The 777-nt window shown below is 60.5% G+C and carries 1 protein-coding gene; it reads right to left on the reverse strand.

The features are described from left to right. Window positions 1–155 precede the first annotated feature (155 nt). Window positions 156–629 carry a hypothetical protein gene (locus AC1DWF_RS33745; protein ID WP_476785165.1) on the reverse strand — a complete coding sequence of 158 codons (474 nt, stop codon included), beginning with the start codon at window positions 627–629 and terminating at the stop codon, window positions 156–158. Window positions 630–777 lie beyond the last annotated feature (148 nt).

A 777-nucleotide genomic window follows, 5' to 3' on the forward strand; every position in this document is an offset into this window, starting at 1 on the left:
GTCTTCTTGCGCGCGGCGGGCACATAAATGTCGTCGAGCGGTATCTTCTGAACTCTGAGCATGATGGCTTCCGGCTGTGGAAGTACAGCTTCACCTAGATAGGGTGTTTCCATGAGCCGGCCAAGGCAGCCAGACTTGAACAGAGCTGCGCTCGATCAGATCTTTTTCTTGGCGGCACGCCGCTTGGCGTCGTCGATCATCATGTTGGCGAGCTGCATGCGCACCATGGCGCGCTGACGCAGATGCGGCGCCACCCGGTCGGGATGGTTGGCGAGCGCAAAGATGCGGCGCAGTTTGGCCAGATCGGCGGGCTTGACCTCGGCGAGGCCGAGTTCGGCGGCAATCGCGTCGGGATCGATCGACGGCGCCTCAAGTTCTTCGATAGCAGCGGCCTTGGCCTTGACCATGTCGAGCAGCGAAACGAACTCGTCTTCGAGGGCAGCACCAGCCTCGCGATATTCCGCGGCAACGGTCTCGCCGGCAACGCGGATGCGGCCCGAATGCAGCTCATCGGCAACCGCCAGATAGTCGAAAGGGATGGTCGGCGCGGGTGCAATATCGCCTGGCTCCGAAGCGACGAACAGATCGTCCAGCAACGAAGCGAAGTCGCGATTGGTCTCGGTGCCCATGCAAGCCCCTCCGCACGAAAACGCATGATACGTAAAAACTGCCCGGACCATAATGGGGCCAGGTTAAAAATCGCTTCGAAGCTTCGGCAGTATCTTACAAATTTCCGCTACCGGAAAAAGCCGGGCGGCGGACCGACCGCATGGCAGC

This window comes from Aminobacter sp. P4_D5 (assembly GCF_056401815.1).